Genomic DNA, 22,395 nt, shown 5'->3' with positions numbered 1-22,395 from the left:
TGTCGTGGATCCCGAATCAACCGGCCAGCTCGGCCGCCAGCTCCTCATTGTCTACTTCCCAGCAGGCAAACTCTTCGCCGCCGATAACCACGACGGGTACGCGGTCACCGAACTCCATGGCCAGCTCCGCGTCCTCATCCACGTTACGCACACTAAGCTCCGCGCCTGCCTGCTTGATAACGGGGGTAATCTGTTCCCTCACGCGCGCGCAAGAACCGCAGGTGGTGCGCACCATGAGCTCGACGAGATGCTGAGACATATTCTCCTCACAAGGACGGCGGCGGTCGAAACCATTACTATGGACACGTTAGTCCACCCCGCGTTTGCGAAAGCTGTTTGTCTTACTCGTGTCCGCTACCACTCCCCCAGGATTCCCCGAATCCCCCCGCGACTTCTTGGCCAATTGGACCGCCTCGCGCGGCAATCTGCGTAATTTCTTAGAGACCCAAGCACTCGCCCCGCTGGACGAGGAATCCCAGCGCACCGCCGGTGAAGCCGCAGCCGCCGCGGCACTAGAAGAATTCGGGCTCGAGTTGGAGGATTTTGCCTCCGGTGTGGATTCGGTAACCGGCTCCTACGACGCGGCCGGCGCGCAACGCATCACCGACCAAGACCCGGACGTACCGGTAGATGTGGGGGCGGCGGCGTTTTTCGATGTCGACAACACCCTCATCCAAGGCTCCTCCCTCGTGGAATTCGCCTTCGGACTGGCGCGCAAGCGCTATTTCCGGCTTTCCGAAATCTTGCCGATTGCGTGGAAGCAGTTAAAATTCCGCGTTTCCGGCAGTGAGAATGCCAAAGACGTAGCTCACGGCCGCGCGCAGGCATTAGAGTTTGTTAAGGGTCGCAGTGTCGATGAGCTGGTGGAGCTGTGCGAGGAGATCGTGGATGCCTCGCTGGCGCGCCGCGCCTACCCCGGCACCACGCAGCTAGCGGAGATGCACCTGGCCGCTGGCCAGCAGGTGTGGCTGGTTACCGCCACGCCAGTGCAACTGGCCCAGGTGCTGGCGCGGCGCTTCGGGTTCACGGGTGCGCTCGGCACCGTCGCAGAGGTCAAGGACGGCAAGTTCACCGGCCGGCTGGTCGGCGATATTCTGCACGGGCCCGGCAAAAAGCACGCCGTGGCCGCGCTCGCGACCATCGAAGGCCTCGATCTCTCGCGCTGCACCGCCTATTCAGATTCCGCCAACGACGTTCCCATGCTGTCGATGGTTGGCACCGCTGTGGCAATTAATCCGGACCGCAAGCTACGCGATATCGCCGGTGACCGCGGCTGGCTGGTGCGCGATTACCGCTCCGTGCGGCGCGCTATCCGCACCTATGGCTTGCCAGCGCTGGTTACCGCCGCTTTTTCCTATGGCGGTTGGCGCTACTACCGGCGGTAGGAAACAGAGATATCGGTCGAGCAGGCAAAAACCCTCCGCCGTGCTTGGACACACGAAGCGGAGGGTAAGAAGCGCGGGCTGGGTTTACTTACCCAGCTTACGACGCTGCACGCGGGTGCGGCGCAGCATCTTGCGGTGCTTCTTCTTGGACATGCGCTTGCGGCGCTTCTTAATGACGGAACCCATGGAGTCCTCACTTTCGTGTAGTACGTACTTTTAACCTGCCGGCGCTAGGAACAGCGAAGGTGCACTCTTGCCGCCTTGACCTCACGGACCGCGGGCCACATCAGCGAGCCGACACGAATGCACACCATCTTACCCAGCACCCAGTGCGTAACCAAAAAGAGCCCATGAAAAATAACAACGCCCACCACCGCTGACCACGAGGGCCAACAGAGGTGGGCGCTGTCCAATAGGCGCGAGCCTAGGCTCCGTAAACGGAAGCCTCCAGGTACTCGTTGACGGCGGACTCGTGAACGCGGAAAGAGCGTCCGACGCGAACGGCCGGCATTTCGCCTGCGTGAACCAAACGGTAGACGGTCATTTTGGAGACGCGCATAATCTCGGCGACCTCCGCGATCGTCAGAAAGGTTCCCTTTTCTTCATTTGCCATATATATCTAACCCTTCAGCTCGTTACGCGCTGTAGGCTTCCCCTCCCACAGGACTTCACGCACGTGCTTGCCCTAGCCTATCGTGAAACATGTGACTAATGCGACCCAAGTGCCAAATTTTCTCACAGCAATCATTAGGGTTAACCCTAAAAGCGCTGCTTAGCACCCGCCCCAGCGCTCCCGGGTGGGTACACCCCCACCACGGGGAGGTCGCATATGGCAGCTTTAGCCGAGCTCCTTTGCCTTGTCGGAGCAGGCCTCTGCCGCGCGGTAGAACGCACCGCGCAGACCAGACTCCTCCAGCTCACGGACGGCGGCCGCGGTGGTGCCACCCGGCGAGGTGACACCAGCGCGCAGCTGAGTGGCCGAGCGGCCGGAGCTAGCCAGCATCTCACCGGAACCGGCCGCGGCCTGGGCAGCAAGCTTCTCGGCGACGTCGCGCGGAAGGCCGAGCTGCACGCCGGCGTCGACAAGCGCCTCTGCCACAAGGAAGAAATAGGCCGGGGAGGAACCCGCCAATGCGGTGGCGGCGTCGATATTCTTCTCTGGAATGACCGCGACCTCACCGACGGCCTCTAGCAGCTCGCGCACGCCGTCCATCTGGGCGTCGCTCACGTGCTCGCCGGCCGCACAGGTGCACATGCCGCGGCGCACCAACATGGGGGTATTAGGCATAACGCGCACCACCGGCACGCCTTCGCCCACCGCACCCTGCAGCTGCTCCAGCGTCAGGCCTGCCGCCATGGAGACCACCACGGCGTCCTTGGCTGGCTTGAGGCCTTCGAGCAGGTCCAGGATGGCGTAGGGCTTTACGCACGCAAAAATATAGTCCGCGCCGTCTACCGCGGCCGCATTATCGCTAGTGGTGTTAACGCCGTAGGCGTCTTGGAGCTCTTTGCTGCGGGATTCGGTGCGGTTGGTGACCGTGATATCCGAGCCTGCAAAGCCCGATGCCACCAGTCCCGAGGTCAAAGCCTCACCGATTTGTCCGCCGCCTAAAATTGCAATCTTTGTCATGATCTCCACCATGCCAAAAATGCGGAACCCCGGCTACCACGTGGGGTAGCCGGGGCATCGACAAGCGAGGGCTTAGAGCATAACCAACAGCAATGGGCCGAAAGCCAGGATGAGGCCGGTAAAGCCGGCCAAGAACATGGAGAAGCCATCGCGCGCGGTGCGCAGCGCGTGCGTTACGCCCACCATAATCGCCGTGACGCACAGCGCCAGGATGGCGACAACGAGGCGGGGGAAATTGTCCCACAGAATCTCAAAGCCCTTGAAGATGACAATCGCTAGCAGGATGCCCGCGACAATCATTAGCAGGATGGAGACTGGGTTGAGCTTCTCGTGCTCTTCCTCGACCCATTCTTCGTCATCCTCGACCTTGGGCAGGTTGCCGGTTTCCTCTGCATTCTTAGCGACGCCCGCTTTCTTCGACGCCGGCACCGCCGCCGCAGCGGCAGCTCCAGCGCCTACTGCTCCCGCTTCGGCCGTTTTCTCGCCCTTGTCGGACTTTGGCTTTTCAGCAGCGGGCTTTGCAGCGCCCTGCTTCTCCACGCCCGACTTTTCCGCGCGGGCATGGTCCGCTGCAGCCTTGTCCGCTGCAGTCTTGTCCGTAGTAGCCTTTTCCGCGGTCGACTTTTCTGCTGCTGGCTTAGCAGCCGGTTTAGCTCCTGCCTTGGCCGCAGCTGGCTTGGTCCCGTCTGCCTTCGCCTTGTCCACGCGCTGGATTACCGCGGTGTCATCGGCAGAAGGCTGATTCTTCTTCGCCGCCTCCTGTGCCGCGCCGGCAGCTGCGGGCTTCTGTGCGGCCTGCGCGGCGGCAGAAGAAGCAGCTGCGGTCTTCGCAGCAGACTTGGCGCGAGGCTTATCCGTGGACTTAGCGGCAGGCTTCGCTGCGGCCTTGGGTTTGGCCTTTGGGGCGGCAGGCTTTTCGGCGGGCTTCTGCGCAGAATCAGCCTCGTCCTTGCCTGCAGACTTGGGGGCGCGGATGACGGGGGCATCCTCGTCGATGGATACGGAGGTGTGCTTAGCCTCGGCGGGAGAGGCTTTAACCTTCTTGAGGTTGCCAGTCAGCTCGGCAACGGAGATGCCGCCCTCATCCAGGCTGCGGCGATGGCGGCGGGAACGCTTGTCGTCCTTGCCTTCTTCGCCGCGGGCCTTTTTATTGCGGGCCAGCAGCTCCGCCACGGTCAACTGGTTTTTGTCAGCCATGATCTCTTCCTATTCCAATCCCTTGTCGGTCCGGCGCAAAATGACGCCCTCACGCAGCGCCCACGGGCAGATTTCCAGCTTCTCGATTTCCAAGGCTCGCATGGATGCCTCGGCCACCAGAGCGCCGGCAACGATTTGGTGCGATCGGTTAGAACTTACACCCTCTAGGTCCGCTCTGTCTGCCGCAGTCATGCGAGAGATGAAGGAAATCAACTGCCGCAGACCCGGTGCAGTCAGTGTGCGCTTGACATAGGGTCCAGCAGACGAGGGTGCGGCACCGGTTAGTCGTGCCAGTGTACGGAAGGTTTTAGAAGTACCGACGGCAAGGCCGGCGGGTCCCATTGCCTTCATCTGCTGAGCGACGTCCTCAAGCTCCGCATCAATAAAATCGCGCAGCGCGCTGACCTTCTTCTTCTCTGGCGGGTCGGTGTCGAACCAATTATGAGTCAATCGGCCCGCGCCCAAGTCGAGAGAAAAGGCAAGATCCGGGTGCTCATCGGTACCAGTGGACAGCTCCAGCGAGCCGCCACCGATATCCAGGTTGGTGATCCGGCCGGCGGACCAGCCGTACCAGCGACGCGCGGAGAGGAAGGTCAGCTGTGCTTCTTCCACGCCGGAGAGGATCTGCAGACGCACGCCGGTCTGCTTTTCCACCTCATCGAGCACGGCCTCCGAATTGGGCGCGGAGCGCACCGCCGAGGTGGCAAAGGCGATAAATTCCGCGCAGCCCAGCTTCTCGCCCAGCTCGCTAGCCTCTGCTACGGCACTGACCAGCTTCTTTACACCTTTTTCATGGATATTCCCCTTCTTGTCCAGCTGTTCCACCAGCCGGAGCGGGGTCTTCCAATCGCTCATCGGAGTTGGCCGTCCGCCTGTCGCGGCATCGACCGCAACGAGGTGGACGGTATTGCTTCCGACGTCTAATACACCTAATCGCACACTAATAGCGTAGTAGGTCTACCGTGGTTAGGTGTGAATCGCCCAAAATCTGACACGGTATACCTAGGTTTTCCTGCGAGCTCGCCCGCGGCGGCGTCGATAAGTGCAGGCCGCGAGGAGGCCCCCGACTTTCCGCGGGAATGGTTCGAATTTTGCAACCCAAACGACCCGCACCACGTCTTTTCCATCGACCTGACATGGGTAGAGTCGCACTACAGCTGCCAATTTGGGACGTCGGCGTGCAGGGGAATCGATAAGAGCCAGCCCGAAGTGGGCTGCTGCGTGCATGGCGCATATATGGCCGACGAAGAAGACCGCGACCAGCTTTACGACGCCGTCTCGCGCATGCCCGCCAAATATTGGCAGCTGCGCCCAGCGGGGGTAGATGGGTTCCTCGCCCAAGACGCCACAGACGAGTTAGAGCCTTGGTTGGAATGGGACGAACTCGACGGCGAGGACGGCGAACCAGAACCAGCGCTGAAGACGCCGATTGTGGATGGCGCGTGCATTTTCGCCAACCGCACCGGCTGGGCCACGGGCACGGGCTGTGCACTGCACCAGTGGGCAGTTGATGCCGGTGAGGAGCTCACGGTGGTCAAGCCGGAGGTGTGCTGGCAGCTGCCGTTGCGCCGGTATGAAGATTATGAAGAACGCCCAGATGGGCAGGAGATTCTACGCACCCAGATAGGCGAATATGACCGCCGCGGTTGGGGCAATGGCGGCGAGGATTTTGATTGGTATTGTTCGGCCGACGCCGCCTGCCATGCCAACCCACTGCCCATGTGGCAGTCGCACGAGGACGAGTTGGTAGCACTCATGGGCCGCGAGTCCTATGAGATTCTGGCCGCACACTGCAAGGCGCGCGCCGCAGCGGCCGAACACGGCGTCCAGCTCACGCAGCACCCAGCCAGCGTGAAGGCTGGGCGCCTACAGACAGAAAGCCAGCAGGCGGAAAATTAGAGCTCGAATTTATAGCCCAGACCGCGCACCGTAACCAAGTGTTTCGGGCGGGAGGGCTGCTCCTCAATCTTGGAGCGCAGGCGCTTGACATGGACGTCGAGTGTCTTGGTATCGCCGACATAATCGGCGCCCCAGATGCGATCAATGAGCTGACCGCGGGTGAGCACGCGGCCGGCGTTGCGCAGCAGGTACTCCAGGAGGTCGAATTCCTTGAGAGGCATGGATACCGGCTCGTCTGCGACGGTAACGGTATGGCGCTCCACGTCCATCTTGACGCGGCCGCCTTCGAGAATCTGCTCGCCTGCCGCTTCCTCCGCCTCGGTATCGGCACCGGCTCCGGAATCGTGGCCGCGGCGCAGGACCGCCCGGATGCGGGCAATAAGCTCGCGAGAGGAATAGGGCTTGGTCACGTAGTCATCGGCGCCTAGCTCGAGGCCGACGACTTTGTCGATTTCGGAATCACGCGCGGTAACCATGATGACCGGCACGGAAGAGGTGATGCGCAACTGCTTGCACACTTCGGTGCCGGACATACCGGGCAGCATGAGGTCTAGAAGGACGATATCGATGTCGTTAGCAGCAAACTTTTCCAGCGCGGTGGGGCCATCGTGCGCGATGATCGGCTCGAAGCCCTCCTTGCGAAGGAGGAATGCCAGCGGATCTGCCAGCGACTCTTCATCTTCAACGATGAGGATGGTGGTCATTGTGCTTTATCCTTTCGACGTGCTGCAACGCGTGCTACCGCACGCGGGAGCCCAGGCGCCGCCGCGTCGACGGCATCCCTTTTCTCATTATCCTTCATGCCAGCATCCGGCGCTGGCTTTTCTTCCCTGTAGATAGGCAACTCAATGGTGAATGTGGAACCCGTACCGGGCCGGGACCACAGTTTGATGTTGCCGCCATGGTTGGCCACCACGTGTTTAACAATTGCTAATCCTAGGCCAGTGCCTCCGGTCTGCCGCGACCGGGCTTGGTCTACGCGGAAGAAGCGCTCAAAAACACGTTTCTGGTCATCCGGTGCGATACCGATGCCGCGGTCCGTGACGCGGATGAGCACGACCCCGCCATCCACCACTTTTTGGGAGACCGATACCGGCATTTTCTCCGGCGAATAGTTAATCGCGTTGGAGACGAGGTTAGACAGTGCTGTTACCAGCAGGGATCGATCGCCTTTAACCTGCACGCCGACGGAGGCGCCGCGGTTGAGCTCGATGGAACGGGCCTCCGCAGCCAGTTGGTTGCGCGAGAGCGCTTCCTCGATGAGGTCATCGACGGCCAACGGTTCCATCTCTGGCAGCGCCTCGGCACCTTGCAGCTTGGACAAGGAGATGAGCTCGCTGACCATATCGGCCATGCGGTTGGCTTCCTTGTAGACTTTATTGCCAAAGTACTCCACGGTTTCCTGATCGCCGGGATCCTGCAAGAGGGCCTCGGCCAATAAAGCGATGCCACCGACGGGTGTCTTGAGCTCGTGGGAGACGTTCGCCACGAAGTCCCGGCGAGCTGATTCCATGCGGACGTTTTCGCTCTCATCGGTGCCGTAGATGATGACAAAGCGGCCGTCGTTAAGCGTCAGCGGCTTGATCACCGCCTTGAACTGCGTGACGCGGTGGCCCGTACGGCGTTTGGGAATGGCCAGGTCGACGGTGCGGGTCTCCTTGTCTTCAAAGACCTCCTGCGCGGTCTGCCATACATCCGGATTCACGGCGCGATCATGGACCAAGGACATCTCATGGGCGGCCGGATTGGACATGACGATTTCTTGGTTGCGGTCCAGCACCGCCAAGGCCGTCGGCGAACCTTGTACCGCCAAGTGCAGTACCTGGCTGACAGTCGTGACCTGGTTGGCCTCGGCATCGGTGGCCTGGCGGTAGTGAGCAATGCGACCGCGCAGCCAAGAAATAGCCGGCAGCGCCAGCCCACAGGCCACCACGCCGGCGACAAAGGAAAGAATCAATTCCACGTGTCCAGCCTATCCATCACAAAGTCCCCAGGGAATATTCCCCGGGGACTGTAGCGCAGTTTCTTACTTACCGCCCTGCGCAGCAACGGCAGCGGCGCCGGCGGCGGCAGCCTCCGGGTCCAGGTAGGTGCCGCCTGGGTTTACTACGGAGCCGTCCTCGGTGATCTCATAGACCAGCGGGATGCCGGTCGGGATATTCAGGCCAGCAATATCGTCATCGGAGATATTGTCCAGGTGCTTAACCAGTGCGCGCAGGGAATTACCGTGCGCGGCGATGAGTACGGTCTCGCCTTTCTTAGCGCGTGGGAGGATTTCTTCTTCAAAGTACGGCACGAATCGGGCAACGACGTCCTTCAGGCACTCGGTCTGCGGGACCTTTTCTAGGTCCGCGTAGCGCGGGTCATTGGTCTGGGAGTACTCGGAGTCATCGGCCAGCTCCGGCGGGCGCGTGTCATAGGAGCGGCGCCATGCCATGAACTTTTCCTCACCGTATTCTTCCTTGGTCTCGGCCTTGTTCAGGCCCTGCAGGGCGCCGTAGTGGCGCTCGTTTAGGCGCCAATCACGCACCACTGGGATCCAGTGGCGGTCGGCGGCGTTGAGTGCGATATTTGCGGTACGGATAGCACGGCGTAGAAGAGAGGTATAGAGAACATCGGGCAGAACGCCTTCCTGCGCAAGCAGCTCACCGCCGCGCTTGGCTTCCGCCTCGCCTTTTTCGGTCAGATCTACATCCACCCAGCCAGTGAACTGGTTGGACTCGTTCCACTTGGATTGGCCATGGCGAAGAAGAATCAATTTTCCGTTAGTCATGCTCCTAGCATGCCACGAAATGACTACCGGCGTAAGGGTTTAATCCCCAATCGCCCGACGTTGGTGGCAGTCTGGGACCTCGATGCGGCTGGCCTCGTCATAGATTTCTACGAGCGCGGCGGCGGAGCTGGCCCAGCTAAAGCGCGCAGCGTGGGCGACGGCGGCTTCGCCCATGGCGATGCGCATGGGGTCGTCGTCAAGCAGGCGGGCTAGAGCATCGGCCCAGTCGGACGGGTCATGCGAGTGCACCAGCAGGCCGGTCTCGCCGTCGGCCACGGCGATGGGCAGCCCGCCAACGGCGGCAGCAACCACCGGCGTGCCCGAGGCCTGGGCCTCTAGCGATACCAAGCCAAAGGACTCGTTATAGCTGGGCACCGCGACAATATCGGCCGCGCGGTAAACCCCCACCAGCTCCTCTGGCGGCCGAGCGCCCAGAAAACGCACGCGCTTATCGACGCCCAATTCATGCGCCAAATCTTTATACACCTCCGGCGCAGTATTTGCTCCCGATGGACCGCCGCAGATGACCACGCGCAGGTTGCGGGCCGGCTCGCGGCGGAAGAGCTCGGCCGTGGCGCGAATGAGGACCTCTGGGCCCTTGAATTTTTGTAGGCGCCCCACAAAGGCAACCACCTTGGTATGCAGTGGAATGCCCAGCTCGCGGCGGGAGCGCTCGGTATTGCGGTCCGTGCCTGGGGTAAAAAGCTCGACGTCGGCGCCGGGCGAGACCACGCGAATGATGTCACACTCAGCATCGTAATGCTCGGCTAGGTCGCGGGCCTCCTGCTCGGTATTGACCACGAGCAGGTCCGCGTTATCCACCAATTGCTGCTCGCAGATGCGGCGGGCCTCGGACTCCAGGGTGTCATCCGCGGTCCGGGAGGCGTTTTTCACCGCGGCGAGGGTATGGGCCGTGTGGATGAGCGGGATGCCCCAGAGATCCCGCAGTAGCCAGCCCACCTGACCAGAGAGCCAATAGTGGGAGTGAATAAGGTCATATTTCTTGCCCTGCCACTTGGCAAATTGCACCATGCCGCCCGCGAAAGCGGCCAGCTGGGTGGGCAGATCCTCTTTATCCAGGCCCTCGTACGGCCCAGCGACGATATTAATAACGCGCAGGTGGGGTTCAACCTCAATGATTTCGCCCTGGCTAGGCCGCGTGGCGCGGGTGTAGACGTCCACCTCGATTCCCCGGCGAGCCAGTTGGCGCGCACTATTGAGGACGTAGACGTTCATGCCGCCAGCGTCCCCCGAGCCGGGCTGTTCAATCGGCGAGGTATGCATAGAGATCATGGCGATGCGCATGGCGCACAATTCTACCGGCGCTATACTGGCCCCTGCCAGAAACCTACGCTACCGAAAGGTAATAGTTTTGTCCGCATACGAATCACAGGCTTGGCTCCAGTATTACCCGGAATGGACACCGCATACGCTGGACTATGGCGATACCACGCTGCTAGATATTTATGACAACAACCTGAAAGTCAACGCGGATCGGCCGGCAACCTATTTCTTTGGCCGTACGCAGTCCTATGCTGAGCTAGACCGCCAGGTTCGCGCTGCGGCCGCAGGTTTGAAGGCCTTCGGCGTGCGGCCAGGTGACCGCGTAGCCATCGTCGCACCCAACTCGCCGCAGTACATCGCGGCGTTTTATGCCATTCTGAAGCTCGGTGCGCAGGTGGTGCTGCACAACCCACTCTACACCGCCCATGAGCTGGAAGGACTCTTCCAAGATCACGGCGCGCGCATCGCCATCGCTTGGGACAAGGCCGCGCCCACGCTGGAGAAGCTGCGCGCGACCACCAACCTGGAAACGGTCGTGTCCATCAATATGATCAACGCCATGCCCACCCTGCAGCGCGCCGCTTTGCGCTTGCCTATCCCGCCACTTAAGTCCAAACGCGAACAGCTTTCTTCCCCGGCACCAAATACCGTGCCGTGGGAGACCTTAGTGGGCAACGCAATCGGTGGCGACGGCAGCGATATCACCACGCCGGAAGACGTGGATAAGGACACCATCGCGCTCATCATGTATACCTCTGGCACCACCGGCGCCCCGAAGGGCGCCATGCTGTCACACGGAAACTTATTTTCCAACCTCCTGCAGGGCAAGGCGTGGGTACCGGGCTTGGGTGATAAGCCGGAGCGCATGCTCGCTGCCCTCCCCTTCTTCCATGCTTATGGCCTGACCATGAACGTGACCCTGGCGCAGTTTATCGGCGGCGAGCTAGTCATGCTGCCTAAGCCGGATATGTCGCTCATCATGCAGCTGATGAAGAAGCACACCCCGACCTGGGTGCCGGGTGTACCAACGCTCTACGAGCGAATCATCAAAGCCGCCGACGAGCAGCAGATTCCTATCAAGGGCGTGCGCGCAGCCTTCTCCGGCGCTTCTACCTTGCCTTCGGACACGGTCAAGAAGTGGGAGGACTACACCGGTGGCCTCTTGGTGGAAGGCTACGGCCTGACCGAATGCTCACCCATCATCGTAGGCAACCCTATGAGCACCGACCGCCGCCCCGGCTACGTCGGCATCCCCTTCCCGGATACCGAGGTGCGCATCGCCAACCCAGATAACCTCGATGAAACCCAGCCCGATGGCACCGAAGGCGAAGTTTTGGCGCGAGGTCCACAGATTTTCAAGGGCTACCTCAATAACGAAGAGGCCACCGAGGCCGCATTCCACGGCGAGTGGTTCCGCACCGGCGACATGGGCGTCATGGAAGAAGATGGCTTCATCCGCCTAGTCAGCCGTATCAAAGAAATCATCATCACCGGCGGCTTCAACGTGTATCCGGGCGAGGTGGAAGAAATCTTGCGCGAGCACCCGAGCATTGATGACGTCGCCGTGGTGGGCCGGCCGCGCGAAGATGGCTCCGAGGACGTCGTGGCCTGCCTCGACTTGGCCGATGGCGCCGCACTTGACCCGGAGGGGCTCAAGGAATACTGCCGCGAGCGCCTTACCCGCTACAAGGTCCCGCGCACCTTCTACCACTTTGAGGAGCTGGCCAAGGATCAAATGGGCAAGATCCGCCGCCGCGAAGTCCAGGCAGACCTTATCCGCCGCCTCGAGGCCGAACAGAACTAACATGTTCCGCCTCATCGATAGCCCCCTCGGACCCCTGCGCTTGCAGGCGAGCCCGCGGGGGCTTTCCCGCGTCGACATCACTGCGGCCAGCACCCCGCTGGAAGCGGTGGACGGTGTGAAAGAAGGGGGCATCGAAAAGCGCAGCGCGGACGTGCTCGACGCCGCCCAAGCACAGCTCGCGGAGTATTTCGCCGGCCAGCGCCGCGCCTTCGAGCTGCCCCTCGACCCGCCTGCGACGACCGACTTTCGCGCCGCGGTGCACGCGCAGCTAACGGAGATTGGCTATGGGGAGACGGTTACTTATCGCGACGTCGCCAAGATGCTCGGCCGGCCCGGCGCGACGCGGGCCGTGGGCAGCGCGTGCGGCGCCAATCCCCTGCTCATTGTGCGGCCGTGCCACCGGGTGCTGCGTAGCGATGGCGGGCTCGGTGGCTACGCGGGCGGGCTAGCTGCCAAACGATTTTTGCTGGCACTGGAAGAAATCTAGAAGGATTCTTTCCGTTTGAGATAAACTATCCCCTCAGAAATAGTTTTTGTAGCCAAACGAAAGGTTTTCGCGTGTCCGCTTCCCCCTCCCAAGCCTGGCTTCAGCACTACAGCGACTGGACCCCACACACGCTGGACTACGGCGATAAGACCATCGTCGACTACTACCGCAATAACCTGCGGGTCAACGCCAATAAATCCGCCACCTATTTCTTCGGGCGCACGCAAACCTACGGGGAGCTCGATAGCCAGGTGCGCGCCGCTGCGGCCGGGCTGAAGGCCTTTGGCATTCGCCCGGGCGATAAGGTTGCCATCATTCTTCCCAACTGCCCCCAGCACATCGCCGCCTTTTATGCGGTCCAACTACTCGGCGCCACCGTGGTCGAGCACAACCCGCTTTATACCGCCCCGGAGTTGGAAGGCCTACTCAATGACCATGGCGCGCGCGTAGCTATCGCCTGGGATAAGACCGCCTCCACGCTAGAAAAGCTGCGCTCGACGACCCCACTAGAGACCATCATCTCCGTCAATATGGTAGATGCCATGCCTCCGCTCAAGCGCCTCGCGCTGCGCCTGCCCATCCCACCGCTGGCTGCCAAACGAGAGCAGCTGACCACCCCTGCCCCCAATACCGTGGAATGGTCCACGCTCATCGGCGCGGCCATCGGCGGCGACGGCACGGACCTCGATTTCCCCGAGATCTCCCAGGACGATATCGCGCTCATCCTCTACACCTCCGGCACCACCGGCAAGCCCAAGGGCGCGTTGCTCTCGCATGGCAATCTCATTGCCAATGCCATCCAAGGCAAAGCCTGGGTACCGCAGATGGGCAAACAACAAGAGCGCTTCCTCGCAGCGCTGCCCATCTTCCATGCCTATGGCATGACCACGCTGTGTATCTTCAGCATCTACCTGGGCGCCGAGCTCATCCTGCTTCCCTCGCCGCAGATGCCGCTCATCCTGGACATCCTAAAGAAGCGCACTCCCACCTGGCTGCCCGGCGTGCCCACCCTCTACCAGAAGATCATGGACGCGGCCGAAGAAAAAGACGTTGACTTAAGCGGCATTCGCAACGCCTTTTCCGGCGCGGCCACGCTGCCCATAGAAATTGTGGAGCGCTGGGAAACCCTGACCGGTGGACGGCTCGTGGAGGGCTTCGGCATGACGGAAACCTCCCCGGTCCTCACCGCCAACCCCATGAATGGCAAGCACCGCCCCGGCTATGTGGGCGTGCCCTTCCCGGATACGGAGGTGCGCATCGCCAACCCCGATAACTTGGATGAAACCCAACCCGATGGCCAGCCGGGCGAGATGCTCGCGCGCGGTCCGCAAATTTTCCAGGGCTATTTTGGCAATGCCGCTGCCACCGAAAAGACTTTCCACAATGGCTGGTTCCGCACCGGCGATATGGCACTGATGGAACCGGATGGCTATATCAAGCTGGTCAGCCGCATCAAAGAAATCATCATCACCGGTGGTTTCAACGTGTATCCCGCCGAAGTGGAAGAGGCCATTGCCCAGCACCCCGATGTGGTGGACGTCGCCGCCGTGGGTCGCCCCCGCCAGGATGGTTCGGAGGACGTCGTTGGCTGCGTCACCCTGCGCGATGGCGCCGTGCTTGATCCCGAGGGATTGAAGGAATTCTGCCGCGAGCGCCTTACCCGCTACAAGGTCCCGCGCACGTTCTATCACTTTGAGGATTTGGCGCGCGACCACTTGGGCAAAATCCGCCGGCACCAGGTGCGCAAGGACCTACTCGAGCTGCTGGGGGCAAAGGCCTAAACTTATCGGCTATGGCAGAAATTCACTATGGCGCTACCTTGACGGATTTCCTTAAGGCGGCCGTCGCCAAGTTTCCACAGCGCCCGGCCACCTACTTCGCCGGCCACACGCTAACCTATAGCGAGCTCGATGCCCAGGTGGCGGCCGCGGCCGGCGCCTTGCGCGAGAAAGGCGTGCGCCCCGCCGACCGGGTAGCACTCCTACTGCCTAATTGCCCGCAACACGTGGTGGCGTTCTTTGCCATCCTGCGCCTGGGCGCGGTGGTGGTGGAGCATAACCCGCGCTATACCGCGCACGAGCTCGCCCCGCTGCTCGCCCATCATGGCGCCCGCGTGGCCATTGCCTGGGAGGACATTGCCCCCACCGTTTCCGCGCAGGTAGCGACCACCATCTCCGTCTCCCTCACCCAGCCGCTTCCCCTCTCCGGTGCCCCGGTGGAACCGCACCCGGCCACGCTTGCCGACGCCGCCCTTATCCTCTACACCTCCGGCACCACCGCCCGCCCCAAGGGCGTGGTCTTAACCCATGGCAACCTCGCCGCCAACTGCCTACAGCTAGAAACTCAGGCGCCACTGCGCCCCGGCCAGGAGCGCTTCTTGGCCGCTTTGCCCATGTTCCATTCCTATGGCCTGACGATGAGCGTGCTGCTCGCGGTGCGCTGCGCGGCCGAGATTATCCTGCTTGCCGCCCCACACACCGATGCAGTTACGGATGCTCTTGCCACCCGCCGCCCCACCTGGATGCCGGGCGTGCCGACCATCTACGAGCGCGCCATGGCAGCCACGCCCACAGACGCCGCCGCAGTTGGTGCCGACGTGCCCACAGACCTCGGTGGGGTGCGCTATTCCATCTCGGGCGCGGCTTCTCTCCCCTCGCGCATCATCGAGCCATGGGAGAAGCGCACCGGCGGCATGCTGGTGGAAGGCTACGGGCTTACGGAAACCTCTCCCGTGCTGACCATCAATCCCCTTGATGACACCCGGCGCGCCGGCACCATCGGCCTGCCGCTGCCGGATACGCAGCTGCGCATCGGCGATCCTGCCGATCTCAGCCGCACCCAACCAGATGGCGTGGCTGGTGAGATCCTCGCCCGCGGCCCGCAGGTTTTTGGCGGCTACCTTGCCGACGCCCCCGCTACCGCAGCCGCCTTCCATGAAGGTTGGTTCCGCACCGGAGACATGGGCGTGCGCGAGCCCGATGGCCATATCCGGTTGGTGGGCCGAATCAAGGAAATCATCATCACCGGCGGCTTCAATGTTTATCCCGGCGAGGTCGAGGAAGCCTTAACCTCCCACCCCGACATCTCCCAGGCCGCGGTCGTAGGCATTCCCCGCTCCGATGGATCTGAGGACGTCGCCGCCTGCGTGGTCCTCGCCCCCGGCGTGCGGCTCGATGAGTACGCCTTGCGCGAGCATTGCCGCGGGCTGCTGGCGCGCTATAAGGTCCCGCAGCGATTCTTTGCCATGGATAAGCTGGCTGGAGATCAGCTAGGCAAGCTGCGCCGCAGAGACGTCCAGCGGGATCTGCTCACGCTACTCAACCAAGGCTAGCCCTCTTCGCGATCTTCCCGGCGCACTGCCTGTTCATAGATACGCTCGGAACGCTCCTCTAAATCGTGCTGGGCACGGGCTTGGGCTCTAGCGGCGGCATCGGAACGCGGCGGAGCTTGGATATGCCGCGCGGCGCGTAGGCCCAATTGCAGCTCCTTGGCGCGCAGAATCTCCGCATCGATCTTGATGCCCAAAATGAGCATCGTATTCGATAGCCACACGGCCATAAATACGGCCATGATGAGGCTGAAGGCGCCATAAACGCTGGCACCAGCAAAGCGCTGTGTATACAGCGCGAATGCTCCCCACACCACCACATTGGTGCTAAGCGCCACTACGGATCCGAGAGTAATCCAGCGAAAGCGCGCCGGCCGCACATTCGGGGAAAAGTGGTACAGGATGGCAATCAACGTCAGCACTATCACCACAGTGAGCGGGAAGCGCAGCCAATTCCACACCGGCATGAATATCCCGCCCAAAAAGTCCGCGGTACCTTGCATGTCCAGCTTTCCGGCCAGCGGTTCGACCGCACCGCTCACGATGGTATCGCGCAGCAAGTTAGCAAAGAGCACGGTGACCGCGCCGATGACCAGGACGATGGTAAGCCCCCACATGAGCGCCCAGGTGCGGATAATCCCGCGGCCCTCCACTCGCCCGTAGACGGTATTGGCGGTGCGCGAGAAGGCACGTACGTAGGCCGAGGCGGAAAAAAGCGAAACCAGTACGGATACCACCAGCGCGAAGGTGCCTTGGGCGGCAGAACCGATGATGGAGCCCACGAGTTTTTCGGCCTGCTCCGTCATGGAACTAGGAACGTAATCCGCAATGAACTGTGAGGTTAATTCGTGTATCTCGGTGCGCCGAGAAGAAAAGATGAGTGTGGCTATCGAATAGGCCGCGAGCACCGTAGGAGCAAAGGCCATGAGCGTGAAGTATGTCATCGTGGCGGCGCGATCCATCAAGGCATCATGGAAGAAGTCCGCCCACACGCGTCGGATGACCAGCCCCCAGCTTTCCTTGCGCAGGCGGTTGCCGCGGGCCAGGGGATCTACCTCATCGGTGTGGCCCTCAATTTTGATCACGGTCGGCGCGGTACTCGGCACGATCTTATCCGCGCCTTCATAGACGGATTCGCTAGCCGGAGTGGCCGCGGCGCTCGGTGGTTCGCCGGAAGACGAATTGCCAGGGGTGTGTGCGGCGCCGGGGACCTCGGCGGCGTCGTCCAGTGTGCTCATATTATCCCAGCGTATGCGGTAAAGAATCTATTTCAGGAAGTGACACTCAGCCGTGATTACACTGGAGAAGCATGACTGAACAGAATGAAAAGAAGCTCAATGTAAAATCCTTCGAACTCGACCACCGCCTAGTCAGCGCGCCGTATATTCGTGTGGCCGACCGCACGGACTTGGGCGGTGGCGTCGAAATCATTAAGTATGACCTGCGCTTCTGCCAGCCCAATCAGGATCACCTTGATACCAAGGCGCTGCATTCGGTGGAGCATATGATGGCCAATTTCATGCGCAATTACACCGATAAGCTCATCGGCTTTGCCCCAATGGGCTGCCGTACCGGATTCTATGCCATCACCAACGGTATGGAGCAGGACGAGCTGCTGCGCGCGGTGGAAGGCGCGCTCAACGATATTCTTAACGCCACCGAGGTACCAGCTGCCAACGAAGAGCAGTGCGGCTGGGGTGCGCACCACAGCTTGGAAGGTGCGCAGGAAGCAGCCCGCGCATTCCTAGGCGCCAAGGATGAGTGGCTCCAGGTCATGGCGGCCTAATCTAGGAGCCTTAGCGGACGCGGCGAGCGCGATAGACGCCGGGCCTGCAAAGCGGCCACGATAGACCCGAAGACCATGTGGTGTAGGGCGCTATCGGGGCCGCTTTATAGGTTTTAAGCCCCGGTGTGAAGGGGCAACCTCGCGCTACTCATCGAGGGCGAGGCCAATCCAGACGGGTTCGGGCACGAGTTCCACGTCGAAAGCATCGCGGACGCCGTCGCGGATGGTGCGGGCAAGCTCCACGATATCGGCGGCCGTAGCATCGCCGCGGTTGGTGAGGGCCAGCGTGTGCTTTGTCGAAAGCGTAGCCCGGCCGGAGCCCGGGTAGCCCTTGGCAAACCCGGCGCGATCAATGAGCCAGGCCGCGGAAAGCTTTTCTCGGTCGGCCGCGGAGGAGGGGTGGCGGGGCATGGAGTCAGCGGTGGCGTCGCCAAGCGAGGCACGGACCTTGGCCTGCACGGCGTCAGCAAGAGCAGAGTCCACCACCGGGTTGGTGAAGAAGGAGCCGGCGGACCAGGTGTCATGATCGGCAGGGTCAAGCACCATGCCCTTGCCGCGGCGCAGCTTTAAGACCTCCTCGCGGACCTCGGCCACGGGGCGGCGCTCACCCGGGTTCTGGGTGAGCTGGCCAAAGCGCAGCGGGCGGGACAGGCCCTCGGTATCGAGCTTAAGCTCTACCTCCAGAACCACGGCGCGGCCGGTGAATTTCAGGTTGGAATAGCGATAGGCCAGCTCCAGATCGGAGGCGGGGACCCACTCATCGGCATCGGTGCGGCGGTTATAAAGGCGCACACGGGTAAGGACCTCGGAGATTTCGGCTCCATAGGCGCCCACGTTTTGCACAGGTACCGCGCCCACGGTGCCGGGGATACCGGACAGACACTCGATGCCGCCCATGCCGAGCTGCACGGAGCGGGCCACCACGTCATCCCACACGGCACCCGCCTGCGCGCGCACCAGGCCGGTCTCGGTATCCATGGAGACCCCATCAAAATCGAGTATGACGGCGACCAGATCCACGGCGCCATCGGCCACCAGGAGGTTGGAGCCGCCGCCAACGATGATGAATTTCACTTCGGCGTGATCAAGGGCACGCACCACGGCAACGGCGGCCTCTGGCTGCGAGCAGCGCAGTGCGGCCTGCGGTTTTCCGCCCACACGCAGCGTAGTCAGATCCGCGAAGGTGGCGGCGGAATCCAGTTCTACGCCGTCGATCGCTGTGAGCTGTTGCGTCAAAGATTTATCAAGCACGCCTACCAAGGTAGTCTGTTAGGCATGTCAACCCGTAGTGAAAACACCGTAACCATCAATCAGCCCATCGAAAAGGTCCACAAGGCGCTGCTTACCAAGGAATACTGGGAGTACATCGTGGCTAACCTCTCCCCCGAGCCGGGCCAGGTGCACGACTTCAGCGATAACGTAGCCACCCTCTTCGAGGTACTGCCTACCACGCTGCTGCCAGAGGCGGTACGCGCCATGGTCTCCCAAGACCTGAAGGTCAAGCGCGTGGTTACCGTCGGCGAGCTCAACGGTGAAGCCGCTGACGTCAACTACACCGCGGATGTCAAGGGCACCCCGGTTGACTTCAAGGGCGATATCTCCCTGGCTGGCGAGGGCGAGATGACCAAGCTGTCCTACGTCAACGAGATTTCCGTCAATATCCCGATGATGGGCGCCGCCATCGAGCCAAAGGTGGGCGAGTCCCTGGCTGAGCTCTTCGATAACGAAGGCAAGCTGACCGAGCAGTGGATCTCTGAGAACGCTTAAGTTCTCGACCACCACTATCTATGGCCGATCACGCACATAATCTGCGCGCCAACGCAGCTGCGGGTCGGCCTTTTGGCGTCATTACCCGCGGCACTACCAATCACAATCGCCTGCGCCGCTGCGATAGATGGATGCTCGCGCACCCGGAGATTTCCACGCTTCTGCGGCACGTGGACAAGCCGCTCGCGATCGACGTAGGCTACGGGGCTTCGCACGCCACCACCGTGGAATGGGCGGGGTGGCTGCGCCGGGCGAATCCGCAGGTAGACGTCCGCGGGCTCGAAATCCACCCGGACCGGGTTCTACCGCCACGCGATGGCGTGCGTTTCGAATTGGGCGGCTTTGAGTTAGCCGGTTATCGGCCGCAGCTGGTGCGCGCATTCAATGTGCTACGCCAATACGACGTGAACCAGGTCCAGGAGGCCTGGCAGACGGTGTGTTCTCGGCTGGCCCCCGGTGGCTTCTTTGTGGAGGGCACCTGCGATGAACTGGGCCGGCGCGCCGCCTGGTTGCTGCTGGATACCCACGGCCCGCGGACGCTCACCCTGGCGTGGGACCCGTTCGATGTAGCACGCCCGTCTGACCTTGCCGAGCGCCTGCCCAAAATCCTCATCCACCGCAACGTTCCCGGCGAGCCCATCCACGAGCTGCTTAAGGCCGCGGACGAGGCCTGGGACCACGCGGCGGGGTGGGCGCCCTACGGCCCGCGCGTGCGTTGGCGCATGGCACGAGCCGCGCTTGCCGACGCCCCCTTTACTATCCACCCCATCCGGCGGCGCCTGCGCGATAATGTGCTGACCGTGGACTGGGAGTCCGTCGCGCCACGGGACTAAACGCGCCGCGCGGTGATGACAGCTGGGGCAGCTGTGAAGTGCCTAGCAATGTGTCCAAAGGCTCCCGCAGACTTTGCCCCGCGCCGTCTCATGCGCCACACTGGTACGCATGGCTTCGAAGAAATCGGCGGGTTCACTCGCCTGGAAAATCATCATTGGCATCCTCGTAGCACTGCTCGTGCTCATCCTCTTGGCCGAGTTCGGTCTGCGCTGGTTCATTGGTCACCAGATGACCTCGCAATTTAACCAGGCTGCCGAGGAAGAAGGTATCCAGGTCAAAGAAGATCCCTCTGTCAGCTTTGGCGGCAGCCCGCTGCTCGTAGGGCTGTTTAAGGGCTCCATTTCCCAGATGGATATGACCACGCCGTCCACCCTGCAAATCGATGGCACTGATATCAAGGGCCAACCTGCCTCCGAGATCCACGTAGAAGATATGAGCACCGACCAAGAGAATCCGGTAGCCGGCAAGCTGCGCGCTTCTACCACCGTGCCGGATGACTACCTGCTGGCGTCCTTCCAGAAGGGCATTTCCGAGCAGGCCGGCAGCGAGAAGGTGGGCAATATGGTGGTCACGGAGATCACAGCCAATGAGCAAGACCACGTGCTGGACGTCAAGTTCGCAGGCGGCCTTGCTAATCTCTCGCTAGAGCCCACCGCCCACGATGGAAAGCTTGATATTCGCGCCACCGAGGCCTCCATCTTTGGACTTGAGCTGCCGGACCAAGCCACCGAAGCTATCTCCTCCGCCCTGCAGAACGGCATGTCGGATCAGTTCGTGGGTTCTGACATGAACGTCGATTCCGTAGAGGTGCTCGATGGCGAGCTCAAGCTCACCATCACCGGCACCGATGTTCCGATGAACGACATGGATAAACTGACCGGCGGCGGCGACTCCGCAGGCCAGGGCGGGGCTACTGGCAAGGGCGCGCCGCAGCGGGACGCGCAGAAGGAAGCCGTCTAAACCGCGGAAGCGGGAAACTCGAGGACCGGAAGTGTGGCTGCGGCCAACGCCGGTCCTTTTTTCATGCCTTCTTCACCGGCACCGGATTCTGCCCGATCCGCGGCCTCGCCGCTGTGCACGATGAGGCGCTGGTAGCCGGCTTGGTGGGCGGCGTTGATGGTGGCTTTGAGGGCGGAGTCGGCAAGCGGGGCGTCTGGCACAATGAGGCCCAAGCGGGCCGGATCCGGGCAGGCCTCGCGGATGGCAATGAGCTCAGAGAGCACGGCATTGGCATCCGTTAAGGTCTCATCGAGGCTGACCCACACCTCGCTGGCGCCCGATTGGATAGCCAGGCGGGCCTCGGAAGCCTTGATAAGAGTGTGGTGGCGGCCGGTGGGATAACCTGCGACGGAGATAATATCGTCCGCGCCGGCTCCCGCGGCAATAGAAACGTGGTGCGGGGAGACCACCACGGTACTATCAGCGGCGCAGTTCTTGACCGTCGCGGCCGAGGCAGCAAGCAAATTAAGCATTAGTAGCTGTAATCGCCGTTGATAATGGCCTTGAGTTGTGGGCGCACATCAAACCAGTACACGCCGGTAATAACCGCGCCGATCCAAGACAAAAAGGCCAAGCCGGTGACCATCGCTACCGCGGAGCCGGCCAGCAGGCCTACCCATACCCACTTACCTTGTCGGTCGCCGGCCCGGAAGGCATCCTCGCGCGTGGTAGCGGCGAGGACCGCTCCGACGATGGCGGTCAGAGCGAGGACTTGGAAGAGGTAGCTGTCTAGATGCAAGGCAAGATTATAAAGAAAATACATGTAGCTTAATTCTGTGGATCGTCAGTCTCGATTACTTCGCCATCGATAATATTATCGCCCTGCGAAGGAGCCGAATCCTGGCCAGGGCGCGCCGCATTCTTCTTTTCCGCACGGCGGGCCTGGGCGGAATTATAGGCGTCCATAACGCCCTCGCGGGTCTCGTTATAGGCCGTGGAGAACTTGCCCTTAGCGGCGTCGAAAGCAGCGGACTCACGGGTGCCATCCGCGGCCTTCTTCAAAGAGGCACCGAGCTCCTTCGCGGTGGTAGTGGCCTTATCCACCAAGCCATCCTTGTCAGATGCGCCATAGGGGCTGTTGGCCTCCGCGCCATGAGCGTACTGGGCGCGCTCCTCCTGCAGGCGTCCGCCGAAGTCCTTGACTACGTCAAAGGCAGCGCTGCCAGCATCCTTCAGGGAATCAAAAATCTTCTTATTATCGCTCATTGTTCATTACTCCTTT

At 61.7% G+C, this 22,395-nt stretch carries 25 protein-coding genes; 10 read left to right on the top strand and 15 right to left on the bottom strand.

What is annotated here, in order from left to right; all coding sequences use genetic code 11:
* Positions 1-16: 16 nt before the first annotated feature.
* Entirely contained in the window at positions 17-259 is a 243-nt protein-coding gene (locus L8V22_RS04430; RefSeq protein ID WP_238800513.1) for a glutaredoxin family protein, read from the bottom strand.
* 88 nt (positions 260-347) lie between these two features.
* On the opposite strand from L8V22_RS04430, the gene L8V22_RS04425 reads away from it, so the two are divergent.
* Positions 348-1,385, top strand: a complete 1,038-nt coding sequence (locus L8V22_RS04425; RefSeq protein WP_238800515.1) for an HAD family hydrolase — start codon at positions 348-350, stop codon at positions 1,383-1,385.
* An 84-nt stretch (positions 1,386-1,469) separates the two neighbouring features.
* Here the strand turns inward: L8V22_RS04425 and L8V22_RS04420 are convergent, their stop codons facing one another.
* The 5 genes from L8V22_RS04420 to L8V22_RS04400 form a co-directional block, all read right to left on the bottom strand.
* Positions 1,470-1,571 carry a 30S ribosomal protein bS22 gene (locus L8V22_RS04420; RefSeq protein WP_003855542.1) on the bottom strand — a complete coding sequence of 34 codons (102 nt, stop codon included), beginning with the start codon at positions 1,569-1,571 and terminating at the stop codon, positions 1,470-1,472.
* Between the two features lie 238 nt (positions 1,572-1,809).
* Complete coding sequence (locus L8V22_RS04415; protein ID WP_005276651.1) at positions 1,810-1,998, bottom strand: helix-turn-helix domain-containing protein; 189 nt, start codon at positions 1,996-1,998, stop codon at positions 1,810-1,812.
* Between the two features lie 225 nt (positions 1,999-2,223).
* A complete protein-coding gene (gene proC, locus L8V22_RS04410; protein WP_238800517.1) occupies positions 2,224-3,015 on the bottom strand; it encodes a pyrroline-5-carboxylate reductase in 792 nt (263 codons plus the stop codon).
* 72 nt (positions 3,016-3,087) lie between these two features.
* The gene (locus L8V22_RS04405; RefSeq protein ID WP_238800519.1) at positions 3,088-4,212 is read right to left on the bottom strand and encodes a tripartite tricarboxylate transporter TctB family protein; all 1,125 of its coding nucleotides are present in this window, start codon (positions 4,210-4,212) and stop codon (positions 3,088-3,090) included.
* A gap of 9 nt (positions 4,213-4,221) precedes the next feature.
* Entirely contained in the window at positions 4,222-5,151 is a 930-nt protein-coding gene (locus L8V22_RS04400) for a Ppx/GppA family phosphatase (protein WP_238800521.1), read from the bottom strand.
* Between the two features lie 33 nt (positions 5,152-5,184).
* Here L8V22_RS04400 and L8V22_RS04395 point away from each other — a divergent pair, with 33 nt between their 5' ends.
* Positions 5,185-6,111 carry a DUF3109 family protein gene (locus L8V22_RS04395; RefSeq protein ID WP_238800523.1) on the top strand — a complete coding sequence of 309 codons (927 nt, stop codon included), beginning with the start codon at positions 5,185-5,187 and terminating at the stop codon, positions 6,109-6,111.
* Here L8V22_RS04395 and L8V22_RS04390 read toward each other — a convergent pair.
* From L8V22_RS04390 to mshA, 4 genes are all read right to left on the bottom strand, one after another.
* Entirely contained in the window at positions 6,108-6,815 is a 708-nt protein-coding gene (locus L8V22_RS04390; protein ID WP_238800525.1) for a response regulator transcription factor, read from the bottom strand. The genes L8V22_RS04395 and L8V22_RS04390 overlap by 4 nt on opposite strands.
* Positions 6,812-8,074 carry a sensor histidine kinase gene (locus L8V22_RS04385; RefSeq protein WP_238800527.1) on the bottom strand — a complete coding sequence of 421 codons (1,263 nt, stop codon included), beginning with the start codon at positions 8,072-8,074 and terminating at the stop codon, positions 6,812-6,814. The genes L8V22_RS04390 and L8V22_RS04385 overlap by 4 nt, the downstream gene beginning before the upstream one ends.
* A 63-nt stretch (positions 8,075-8,137) precedes the next feature.
* Positions 8,138-8,884, bottom strand: coding sequence for a phosphoglyceromutase (locus L8V22_RS04380; RefSeq protein WP_238800529.1), 747 nt, complete (start codon positions 8,882-8,884; stop codon positions 8,138-8,140).
* A gap of 39 nt (positions 8,885-8,923) precedes the next feature.
* Entirely contained in the window at positions 8,924-10,189 is a 1,266-nt protein-coding gene (gene mshA / locus L8V22_RS04375) for a D-inositol-3-phosphate glycosyltransferase (protein ID WP_238800530.1), read from the bottom strand.
* Between the two features lie 67 nt (positions 10,190-10,256).
* Here mshA and L8V22_RS04370 point away from each other — a divergent pair, with 67 nt between their 5' ends.
* From L8V22_RS04370 to L8V22_RS04355, 4 genes are all read left to right on the top strand, one after another.
* On the top strand, positions 10,257-11,972 hold the full coding sequence (locus L8V22_RS04370) for a long-chain-fatty-acid--CoA ligase (RefSeq protein WP_238800531.1): 1,716 nt from the start codon (positions 10,257-10,259) through the stop codon (positions 11,970-11,972).
* Position 11,973: 1 nt separating this feature from the next.
* Positions 11,974-12,459 (top strand): methylated-DNA--[protein]-cysteine S-methyltransferase, encoded by a 486-nt coding sequence (locus tag L8V22_RS04365; protein ID WP_238800532.1) that lies wholly within the window; start codon positions 11,974-11,976, stop codon positions 12,457-12,459.
* Between the two features lie 71 nt (positions 12,460-12,530).
* A complete protein-coding gene (locus tag L8V22_RS04360) occupies positions 12,531-14,240 on the top strand; it encodes a long-chain-fatty-acid--CoA ligase (RefSeq protein WP_238800537.1) in 1,710 nt (569 codons plus the stop codon).
* 11 nt (positions 14,241-14,251) lie between these two features.
* Entirely contained in the window at positions 14,252-15,790 is a 1,539-nt protein-coding gene (locus L8V22_RS04355; RefSeq protein WP_238800539.1) for an AMP-binding protein, read from the top strand.
* On the opposite strand, the gene L8V22_RS04350 is transcribed toward L8V22_RS04355, so the two are convergent.
* Entirely contained in the window at positions 15,787-17,025 is a 1,239-nt protein-coding gene (locus L8V22_RS04350) for a YihY/virulence factor BrkB family protein (RefSeq protein ID WP_238800540.1), read from the bottom strand. The genes L8V22_RS04355 and L8V22_RS04350 overlap by 4 nt on opposite strands.
* A 71-nt stretch (positions 17,026-17,096) precedes the next feature.
* Between L8V22_RS04350 and L8V22_RS04345 the strand changes: the two genes are divergently transcribed.
* Positions 17,097-17,573: an S-ribosylhomocysteine lyase gene (locus tag L8V22_RS04345; protein ID WP_238800542.1), complete on the top strand. Its 477-nt coding sequence runs from the start codon at positions 17,097-17,099 to the stop codon at positions 17,571-17,573.
* Between the two features lie 144 nt (positions 17,574-17,717).
* Here L8V22_RS04345 and L8V22_RS04340 read toward each other — a convergent pair whose 3' ends face one another.
* Complete coding sequence (locus L8V22_RS04340) at positions 17,718-18,824, bottom strand: UDP-N-acetylmuramate dehydrogenase (RefSeq protein ID WP_238800543.1); 1,107 nt, start codon at positions 18,822-18,824, stop codon at positions 17,718-17,720.
* Positions 18,825-18,848: 24 nt separating this feature from the next.
* Here L8V22_RS04340 and L8V22_RS04335 point away from each other — a divergent pair, with 24 nt between their 5' ends.
* The 3 genes from L8V22_RS04335 (at position 18,849) to L8V22_RS04325 (ending at position 21,134) form a co-directional block, all read left to right on the top strand.
* Positions 18,849-19,340 carry a DUF2505 domain-containing protein gene (locus L8V22_RS04335; protein WP_238800544.1) on the top strand — a complete coding sequence of 164 codons (492 nt, stop codon included), beginning with the start codon at positions 18,849-18,851 and terminating at the stop codon, positions 19,338-19,340.
* Between the two features lie 20 nt (positions 19,341-19,360).
* Positions 19,361-20,173, top strand: a complete 813-nt coding sequence (locus L8V22_RS04330; RefSeq protein WP_238800546.1) for a class I SAM-dependent methyltransferase — start codon at positions 19,361-19,363, stop codon at positions 20,171-20,173.
* Between the two features lie 109 nt (positions 20,174-20,282).
* Positions 20,283-21,134: an LmeA family phospholipid-binding protein gene (locus L8V22_RS04325; RefSeq protein ID WP_238800547.1), complete on the top strand. Its 852-nt coding sequence runs from the start codon at positions 20,283-20,285 to the stop codon at positions 21,132-21,134.
* Here L8V22_RS04325 and L8V22_RS04320 read toward each other — a convergent pair.
* Genes L8V22_RS04320 through L8V22_RS04310 form a run of 3 tightly spaced genes read right to left on the bottom strand, consistent with a single transcriptional unit; the run spans position 21,131 to position 22,379 of the window.
* Complete coding sequence (locus L8V22_RS04320) at positions 21,131-21,646, bottom strand: beta/alpha barrel domain-containing protein (RefSeq protein ID WP_238800549.1); 516 nt, start codon at positions 21,644-21,646, stop codon at positions 21,131-21,133. The two genes, L8V22_RS04325 and L8V22_RS04320, sit on opposite strands and share 4 nt — an antisense overlap.
* The gene (locus L8V22_RS04315) at positions 21,646-21,936 is read right to left on the bottom strand and encodes a DUF2516 family protein (protein WP_238800551.1); all 291 of its coding nucleotides are present in this window, start codon (positions 21,934-21,936) and stop codon (positions 21,646-21,648) included. Before L8V22_RS04315 ends, L8V22_RS04320 begins: the two co-directional genes overlap by 1 nt.
* Positions 21,937-21,941: 5 nt before the next feature.
* Complete coding sequence (locus L8V22_RS04310; RefSeq protein ID WP_238800553.1) at positions 21,942-22,379, bottom strand: CGLAU_01105 family protein; 438 nt, start codon at positions 22,377-22,379, stop codon at positions 21,942-21,944.
* Positions 22,380-22,395 lie beyond the last annotated feature (16 nt).

The organism is Corynebacterium yonathiae (assembly GCF_027570195.1).
GTDB classification, from domain to species: domain Bacteria; phylum Actinomycetota; class Actinomycetes; order Mycobacteriales; family Mycobacteriaceae; genus Corynebacterium; species Corynebacterium yonathiae.
Note: the sequence above shows the minus strand (reverse complement) of the source record. Positions and strands in the feature narration are given on the sequence as shown.

What these genes read in the sequence shown, in the direction of transcription:
- L8V22_RS04390 (WP_238800525.1), bottom strand. Translation starts at nt 6,815, where the DNA reads ATGACCACCATCCTCATCGTTGAAGATGAAGAGTCGCTGGCAGATCCG.
- L8V22_RS04345 (WP_238800542.1), top strand. Translation starts at nt 17,097, where the DNA reads ATGACTGAACAGAATGAAAAGAAGCTCAATGTAAAATCCTTCGAACTC.
- L8V22_RS04325 (WP_238800547.1), top strand. Translation starts at nt 20,283, where the DNA reads ATGGCTTCGAAGAAATCGGCGGGTTCACTCGCCTGGAAAATCATCATT.
- mshA (WP_238800530.1), bottom strand. Translation starts at nt 10,189, where the DNA reads ATGCGCATCGCCATGATCTCTATGCATACCTCGCCGATTGAACAGCCC.
- L8V22_RS04355 (WP_238800539.1), top strand. Translation starts at nt 14,252, where the DNA reads ATGGCAGAAATTCACTATGGCGCTACCTTGACGGATTTCCTTAAGGCG.
- L8V22_RS04430 (WP_238800513.1), bottom strand. Translation starts at nt 259, where the DNA reads ATGTCTCAGCATCTCGTCGAGCTCATGGTGCGCACCACCTGCGGTTCT.
- L8V22_RS04350 (WP_238800540.1), bottom strand. Translation starts at nt 17,025, where the DNA reads ATGAGCACACTGGACGACGCCGCCGAGGTCCCCGGCGCCGCACACACC.
- L8V22_RS04335 (WP_238800544.1), top strand. Translation starts at nt 18,849, where the DNA reads ATGTCAACCCGTAGTGAAAACACCGTAACCATCAATCAGCCCATCGAA.
- L8V22_RS04330 (WP_238800546.1), top strand. Translation starts at nt 19,361, where the DNA reads ATGGCCGATCACGCACATAATCTGCGCGCCAACGCAGCTGCGGGTCGG.
- L8V22_RS04405 (WP_238800519.1), bottom strand. Translation starts at nt 4,212, where the DNA reads ATGGCTGACAAAAACCAGTTGACCGTGGCGGAGCTGCTGGCCCGCAAT.
- L8V22_RS04415 (WP_005276651.1), bottom strand. Translation starts at nt 1,998, where the DNA reads ATGGCAAATGAAGAAAAGGGAACCTTTCTGACGATCGCGGAGGTCGCC.
- L8V22_RS04310 (WP_238800553.1), bottom strand. Translation starts at nt 22,379, where the DNA reads ATGAGCGATAATAAGAAGATTTTTGATTCCCTGAAGGATGCTGGCAGC.
- L8V22_RS04420 (WP_003855542.1), bottom strand. Translation starts at nt 1,571, where the DNA reads ATGGGTTCCGTCATTAAGAAGCGCCGCAAGCGCATGTCCAAGAAGAAG.
- L8V22_RS04315 (WP_238800551.1), bottom strand. Translation starts at nt 21,936, where the DNA reads ATGTATTTTCTTTATAATCTTGCCTTGCATCTAGACAGCTACCTCTTC.
- L8V22_RS04365 (WP_238800532.1), top strand. Translation starts at nt 11,974, where the DNA reads ATGTTCCGCCTCATCGATAGCCCCCTCGGACCCCTGCGCTTGCAGGCG.
- L8V22_RS04320 (WP_238800549.1), bottom strand. Translation starts at nt 21,646, where the DNA reads ATGCTTAATTTGCTTGCTGCCTCGGCCGCGACGGTCAAGAACTGCGCC.
- proC (WP_238800517.1), bottom strand. Translation starts at nt 3,015, where the DNA reads ATGACAAAGATTGCAATTTTAGGCGGCGGACAAATCGGTGAGGCTTTG.
- L8V22_RS04380 (WP_238800529.1), bottom strand. Translation starts at nt 8,884, where the DNA reads ATGACTAACGGAAAATTGATTCTTCTTCGCCATGGCCAATCCAAGTGG.